General features: G+C 62.2%; 1 protein-coding gene. It reads left to right on the top strand.

What is annotated here, in order from left to right; translation table 11 throughout:
- A partial coding sequence (locus HUA75_RS46045) for a condensation domain-containing protein (protein ID WP_254628136.1) occupies positions 1-564 on the top strand: 564 nt, incomplete at both ends.

Raw genomic sequence — 564 nt, 5'->3', positions numbered from 1 at the left:
TCTTCGTCAACACCCTCGTCCTCCACTCCCGACTCGACTCGAAGCAGTCCTTCCGTCAGTTGCTCTCCCAGGTGCGCACGTCCACTCTGGCCGCCTACGAGCACCAGGACGTCCCCTTCGAGAAGCTTGTCGAAGAACTCCAGCCTCAGCGTGACCTGAGCCGCTCACCGCTCTTCCAGGTCACCCTCACCCTTCAGAACGCTCCTGAAGAGGAACTCGAGCTCCCGGGTCTCACCCTCAGCGGGCTGGCTCCCAGCATCGAGACGGCGAAGTACGACTTCAGCCTCCTGCTCGAAGAAGGCATCAATGGCTTCGCGGGTGTCTTCAACTACAACACCGACCTCTTCGACGCGGCGACCATGGAGCGCCTCTCGCGTCACTACCTCGTGTTGCTCGAAGCGCTGACCGCTTCGCCTGATGCACAGCTCGGCCTGATTCCTCTGCTCACGTTGGCGGAGAAGCAGCAGGTCCTCGCGGGTTGGAATGGCGTTGTCAGTGATTACCCGCGCGACGCATCCATCCCTTCGCTCTTCGCTCAGCAGGCCGCGCGTACGCCTGATGCCG

The organism is Myxococcus sp. CA040A (genome assembly GCF_013336725.1).
Classification (GTDB): domain Bacteria; phylum Myxococcota; class Myxococcia; order Myxococcales; family Myxococcaceae; genus Myxococcus; species Myxococcus llanfairpwllgwyngyllgogerychwyrndrobwllllantysiliogogogochensis.
The sequence above is the reverse complement of the archived record's forward strand: the minus strand, read 5'-3'. Positions and strand labels throughout refer to the sequence as shown.